Genomic DNA, 6,047 nt, shown 5'->3' on the forward strand with positions numbered 1-6,047 from the left:
CTCCCAGAAAGTCATGTTTGGGTCTCGAGTTTCGGAGGCGATCAAGAGGCCACCTCGTTTTCTTGAACGCTGCCCGACTGGGCAACGATCAGATTCACATCGGCAGCCTCAAGCATGGTCGCCGCCTTGTCAGGAATTCCTTCGTCGGTGATCACGGTCGTGATCCGGTCCAACTGGCAAAGCACCAGGCTGGAGCGCTGCGCGAATTTCGAACTGTCGACCAGAACGATAAGCTCATCCGCCTGTCCGATCAGTTTCTGTTCTGCCTGGATCAAAAGCGGATCGGCCTCCATCAGGCCGATGGGGCCCAGCCCCTGCGCGCCCATGAACATGCGCTTTGCATAGAAGTTGCGGGTCACGTCGTTGTCAAAGGGCGACAGGATTATGTTCTGTTCCCGGTAGATCGCGCCGCCTGACAACATGATCGTGTTCTTCGAATGCTTCAGCAGGTGCTCGGCAATCGGGAACGAATTGGTAAAGACCTGCATCCTGCGGTTGGCCAGCGGATGCACCATCTGAAAGGTCGTTGTGCCCCCGTTGATGATGATGCTGTCACCTTCGCTACACATCTCAACCGCCGCGCGCGCAATCGCCTGCTTCGCTGCGATATTCATGGTTTCGTTGACGACGAACGGACGGCCCGCCAGCCCGGCGAACTGCGGTGGCGTTATCGCCTCAGCGCCGCCTCTGACACGGCGTACCTTCTGTTTCATGTGAAGTGTTGAAATGTCGCGCCGGATGGTGGCTTCGGACACGCCGGTCAAGGTGCACAGGTCCCCAACCGTCACGACGGGGCGATCCTGCACCGCAGAAATGATGATCCTATGGCGTTCTTTTTCGTGCAAAGCCACCTCCCATTCACTCCACGCTGCGCAGATTCGCCGCAGCTGTCAATCATTTTCGATCACTTTCAATCATTCTGCATTGCAGAATGACTGTTTGTGATTGTTTTTGATTGACATAACGATGCACACTACTAAGCCTAAATGCGATGGTGCAGTACCGACCGCTGCATCGTGAGGAGGGCAGAACGTTGAAATCCATCAAAAATCAGCTTCTTGAGAACCGCTGGGATGACGCTGTGGCAGGTGGTATGTCCGAATCGGAACTGCTTCTCTATCGCTCCAACACGCTGGGATCGGATAAGCGCGTCACAAACTATGGCGGTGGCAATACCTCTGCGAAGGTCATGGAAACCGACCCACTGTCCGGCAAAGAGGTCGAGGTGCTCTGGGTCAAGGGTTCCGGCGGTGACATCGGGTCCATGAAACTTGACGGCTTCTCCACGCTATACATGGACAAGCTGAACGCGCTGAAGGGGCTTTATCGCGGGGTCGAGTTTGAAGATGAAATGGTCGGCTATCTGCCCCACTGCACCTTCAAACTGAACCCGCGCGCGGCTTCAATTGACACGCCCTTGCACGCCTATGTGCCGCGCAAACATGTCGATCACGTCCACGCCGACGCGATTATTGCGATCGCAGCGTCGAAGAATTCGAAGGAGCTGACCCAGGAAATTTTCGGTGACCGGATCGGTTGGCTGCCGTGGAAACGGCCGGGGTATGAACTGGGCCTGTGGCTTGAAAAGTTCTGCCTGGAAAACCCGGATGCCGATGGTGTTGTCCTTGAAAGTCACGGATTGTTCACATGGGCTGACACGGCGAAAGACTGCTATTACTGCACCATCGACGTGATCAACGTCGCGACCAAGTGGTTGGCCGAAAAGACCGCTGATGTTCCGGCCTTTGGCGGAGCGGTCCACGGGAGCCTCGCCCGGGAAGGTAGGCGGACCGTTGCCGCCCGGCTGATGCCGGCGATCCGTGGCTTTGTCAGTGGCAACCAGCACATGGTCGGGCATTTCAACGACAGCGCCTCGGTGCTTGAGTTCGTGAATTCCAAAGATATGGAGGCGCTGGCGGCCCTTGGCACGTCCTGCCCCGACCATTTCCTGCGCACAAAGATCCGACCTTTGGTCGTCGGCTTCGACCCGGCCCTGAACAACATCGACGCCGTGCTTGAAGGCCTGCCCGCGCAAGTCGCGGCCTATCGTGAGGACTACACGGCCTACTACAACCGTTGCAAACACGATAACTCGCCTGCGCTTAGGGACCCCAATGCGGTTGTCTACCTGATCCCCGGGGTTGGCATGATCACATTTGCCAAGGACAAGGGCACGGCCCGCATTTCCGGCGAATTCTACGTCAACGCGATCAATGTTATGCGCGGGGCAAGTGCCGTCAGCGAATACTGCGGCCTGCCAGAGCAGGAAGCTTTTGACATTGAATACTGGCTGTTGGAAGAAGCCAAGTTGCAGCGCATGCCGAAACCAAAATCGCTGGCTGGTCGCGTCGCGCTGGTCACCGGAGGCGCCGGCGGCATAGGGTCGGCAACGGCAGAACGTTACCTGTCCGAGGGCGCCTGTGTCATGCTGGCCGACATCAATACCGACAGCCTCACCGCGACGGAATGGGTCTTGACCCAGCAGTTCGGCGAGGACGTCGTGTGCACCGTCCTGATGGACGTCACGGATGAAAATGCCGTGGCCCAGGCGTTGGCTGAAACATCCGTCGAATTTGGCGGCATCGACATCCTTGTCTCGAACGCCGGGATCGCATCCTCTGCCCCGGTTGAGGAAACGTCCCTCGACCTTTGGAACAAGAACATGGACATCTTGTCCACGGGGTATTTCCTTGTCAGCCGGGAAACTTTCAAGATCATGCGGGTGCAGGACATGGGAGGATCTATCGTTTTCGTGGCCTCGAAAAACGGGCTTGCCGCCTCGCCCAATGCCTCGGCTTACTGCACGGCGAAGGCCTCGGAGATCCACTTGGCCCGTTGCCTTGCGCTGGAAGGTTCTGAGGCCGGGATCAGGGTCAACGTTGTGAACCCGGATGCGGTGTTGCGGGGCTCCAAGATCTGGGAAGGCGATTGGCTGGATCAGCGGGCTGCGACCTATGGCACGGACAAGGAGGGGCTGGAAGAGATGTACCGCAACCGATCCATGCTGAAACGCTCAGTCCTGCCAGAAGATATCGCCGAGGCCTGTTATTTCTTCGCCGCCGAGACGTCGGCCAAATCGACGGGCAACATTCTGAACGTTGATGCAGGTAACGTTCAGGCCTTCACGCGATAGGGAGACGGTCCATGGGTTATGAGAGCGCCAAAGCGCAATTCGCTGACTGGGGCGTCGACACTGACGCTGCGATCAAGGCTCTGAAAGACATCCCGATTTCCATTCACTGTTGGCAAGGCGATGACGTGGTCGGGTTCGAAAACCAGACCGGCACCTCAGGCGGGGGCATTCAGGCAACCGGAAACCATCCGGGCCGAGCCCGCAATCCCGACGAACTGCGGGCGGATCTTGAGTTTGCCTATGCAAAAATCCCCGGGTCACATCGGTTGAACCTGCACGCGATGTACATGGACACAGACGATACCCCGGACCGGGATGAGATCGAGTACCGCCATTTCGCGCCATGGGTCGACTGGGCCAAAGGCATCGGCATCGGGCTGGATTTCAACCCGACCTTCTTTGCCCATAAAAAGGCCGACGACAACCTGACGTTGGCGCACCCCGACAAGGGCATCAGGGACTTTTGGATCGAACATGGGAAACGCACGCGGGACATTGCGGCGCAGATGGGAGCCGCGCTTGGTTCACCCTGCATCAACAACATTTGGGTTCCGGATGGGTTCAAGGATCTTCCTATCGACCGTATGGCGGCACGGGCCCGGCTTGAGGCCTCGCTCGACACCATGCTGGCCGAGGCGAAAACGGATATGCTGGATGCGGTCGAATCCAAGCTTTTTGGCATCGGGGTCGAGGCCTGCACGGTGGGCAGCCATGAGTTCTACATGGGCTATGCGATCCGCAACAAGACACTGCTTTGCCTCGACATGGGGCACTTCCACCCGACCGAGAATATCGCCGACAAACTGAGCGCCGTGGCCCTGTCTCTGGATGAGCTTCTGCTGCACGTGTCGCGCCCTATGCGTTGGGACAGCGACCATGTGATCATGCTGAACGATGACATCCTGGCGATGGCACATGAACTGGTCAGCGGCGACCTGTTGGGCAAGACCCATATCGGGCTTGATTTCTTCGACGCAACGATCAGTCGAACTGCCGCTTGGGTGATTGGCACGCGCAACATGCAAAAGGCGCTTCTGCAGGCGCTTCTGAAGCCCTGGGATCGTTTGCGAGCAGCGGAGGACGCGCTGGATTTCACAAGCCGGTTTGTTGTGACAGAGGAACTGAAGGACCTGCCCTACGGAGCAGTGTGGTCTGAATTTTGCGCCAGAAACGGCGCGCCTACAGGTACTGAGCTGATCACTGAGCTTGACACCTATCAGGCCTCTGTAGCGGGGCGCTGAGGGACGGTCCAATTTTATGGAAAGTCTCCGTTTGGACAATCTATGTTGGAAAGAAGGCCAAGATTGCATTCGAAAGAAAGCGGTCGTCGCGCCGGTGACCATTGAGCGGCCGCATTGTCCGCAAAGTAGACGTTCAAGCAAGTTGCAGCGAATGCCTACCTCGAGCCCAAAGTTACAGATGCTGCGGCTGGCACGAATGTCGGCTTGGTGGCTTGTCCATCACGTTCCTTGTGCATCATCCTTCCGCCAAAAAAACCCAACAAAGAAAATCCGTCGTTGCGACAATTGGTGTTAGAGTCATGGAGAATTAGGGAGAAAGTTAAATGAATGACCAGACACCAGCCCGCCGATTGACTGCAGCAGATTTTGATCAGGATCTTCTCGACCTTTACGACTACTACGCACATGGCAAAATCTCAAAAAGAGAGTTCCTTGACCGCGCCGGAAAGTGGGCGGTCGGCGGTCTTACCGCTGCGGCGATACTCAGCACGCTCTCACCGAACTATGCGCTGGCCCAGCAGGTTGCCGAGGACGATCCAGACATCGAAGGCGAAGACATTGTCTATTCAAGCCCGAACGGCACCGGCGACATCGCGGCTTATCTTGTCCGTCCATCCGAGATTGATCCCGACAGGCCGCCTGCAGCGGTCCTCGTAGTTCATGAAAACCGAGGTCTCAATCCGTACATTCGCGACGTGGTGCGTCGTCTCGGCAAGGCCGGTTTCATTGCAATGGGACCTGACGGCCTGTCCTCTCTCGGGGGTTACCCGGGTACTGATGACGAAGGTCGCGAAATGCAGCGCACCCTCGATCAGGGCCAACTGCTCAATGACTTCTTTGCCGGCTTTGAATACCTTCAGGCAATTGAGGGGACGAATGGCAAGGTTGGCGCAACGGGGTTCTGCTATGGTGGTGGAGTCGTCAGCAGACTGGCTGCTGCCTATCCTGAGATGGCTGCAGGCGTTCCGTTCTACGGTTCGTTCCCGGATGCAGAGCAGGTTCCGGGCATTGAAGCACCGCTTATGGTCCAACTCGCGGCGCTCGATCGACGCATCAATGCCATGTGGCCGCCGTTTCAGAAGGCCATGGAGGCAAACGACAAGGTCTACGAAGCGCACATCTACCCGGGCGTGAACCATGGTTTCCACAATGATACGACGCCACGCTACGATGAGGCGGCGGCGATGCTTGCAGAGGAAAGAATGGTGGCTTGGTTCCGGACTTATCTCGCTTGATGAGCAATGGCGCGCCTGCCCGGCTCGGTGGGCGCGACGAATTCTCAGTAGTGGTCGTTCAGTTCCAGTGTGAGAAGGCCCGCTTCGTCCGCAGAGCAGATGTTCGGTTAGATTGAATGAACGTCTGCTCCGAGCCCAAAGCGGCTGCTGGGAGCGAAGGCAAGGAAGCGCTCCATCGATCCCAAAGCGGATTAAAGTGATGCGTCGTGAAACGTAGTTCGAGCAGACAGGAGAGGTTGGCTACGTCCTAGTTTCAGGGTTGACACTTCGCGCTATAAGTCCATCAACTTCGAACGCTACTCGAAGTCAAAATAGCGAGAGGTGTTGTCTTGAAGCCAGCATTGTTCCTTCATATTCAAAAAACAGCAGGCACTTCGGTGCAAGAAATAGCGCGGCTTCACTATGGAAATGATCATGTCTGTAGTCATGGTGATTACT

4 protein-coding genes are annotated in these 6,047 nt (G+C 56.9%); 3 read left to right on the top strand and 1 reads right to left on the bottom strand.

Annotated elements, in window-relative coordinates:
- Positions 1–41 precede the first annotated feature (41 nt).
- A complete protein-coding gene (locus tag GS636_RS22415) occupies positions 42–845 on the bottom strand; it encodes a DeoR/GlpR family DNA-binding transcription regulator (protein ID WP_170682748.1) in 804 nt (267 codons plus the stop codon).
- 248 nt (positions 846–1,093) lie between these two features.
- On the opposite strand from GS636_RS22415, the gene GS636_RS22420 reads away from it, so the two are divergent.
- The 3 genes from GS636_RS22420 (at position 1,094) to yghX (ending at position 5,609) form a co-directional block, all read left to right on the top strand.
- Positions 1,094–3,133 (top strand): bifunctional rhamnulose-1-phosphate aldolase/short-chain dehydrogenase, encoded by a 2,040-nt coding sequence (locus GS636_RS22420; RefSeq protein WP_253762981.1) that lies wholly within the window; start codon positions 1,094–1,096, stop codon positions 3,131–3,133.
- An 11-nt stretch (positions 3,134–3,144) separates the two neighbouring features.
- Positions 3,145–4,374 carry an L-rhamnose isomerase gene (locus tag GS636_RS22425; RefSeq protein ID WP_170682750.1) on the top strand — a complete coding sequence of 410 codons (1,230 nt, stop codon included), beginning with the start codon at positions 3,145–3,147 and terminating at the stop codon, positions 4,372–4,374.
- Positions 4,375–4,697: 323 nt separating this feature from the next.
- Positions 4,698–5,609 (top strand): YghX family hydrolase, encoded by a 912-nt coding sequence (yghX, locus tag GS636_RS22430; RefSeq protein WP_171672877.1) that lies wholly within the window; start codon positions 4,698–4,700, stop codon positions 5,607–5,609.
- Positions 5,610–6,047 lie beyond the last annotated feature (438 nt).

Source organism: Ruegeria sp. HKCCD4884, assembly GCF_013110855.1.
GTDB lineage: Bacteria > Pseudomonadota > Alphaproteobacteria > Rhodobacterales > Rhodobacteraceae > Ruegeria.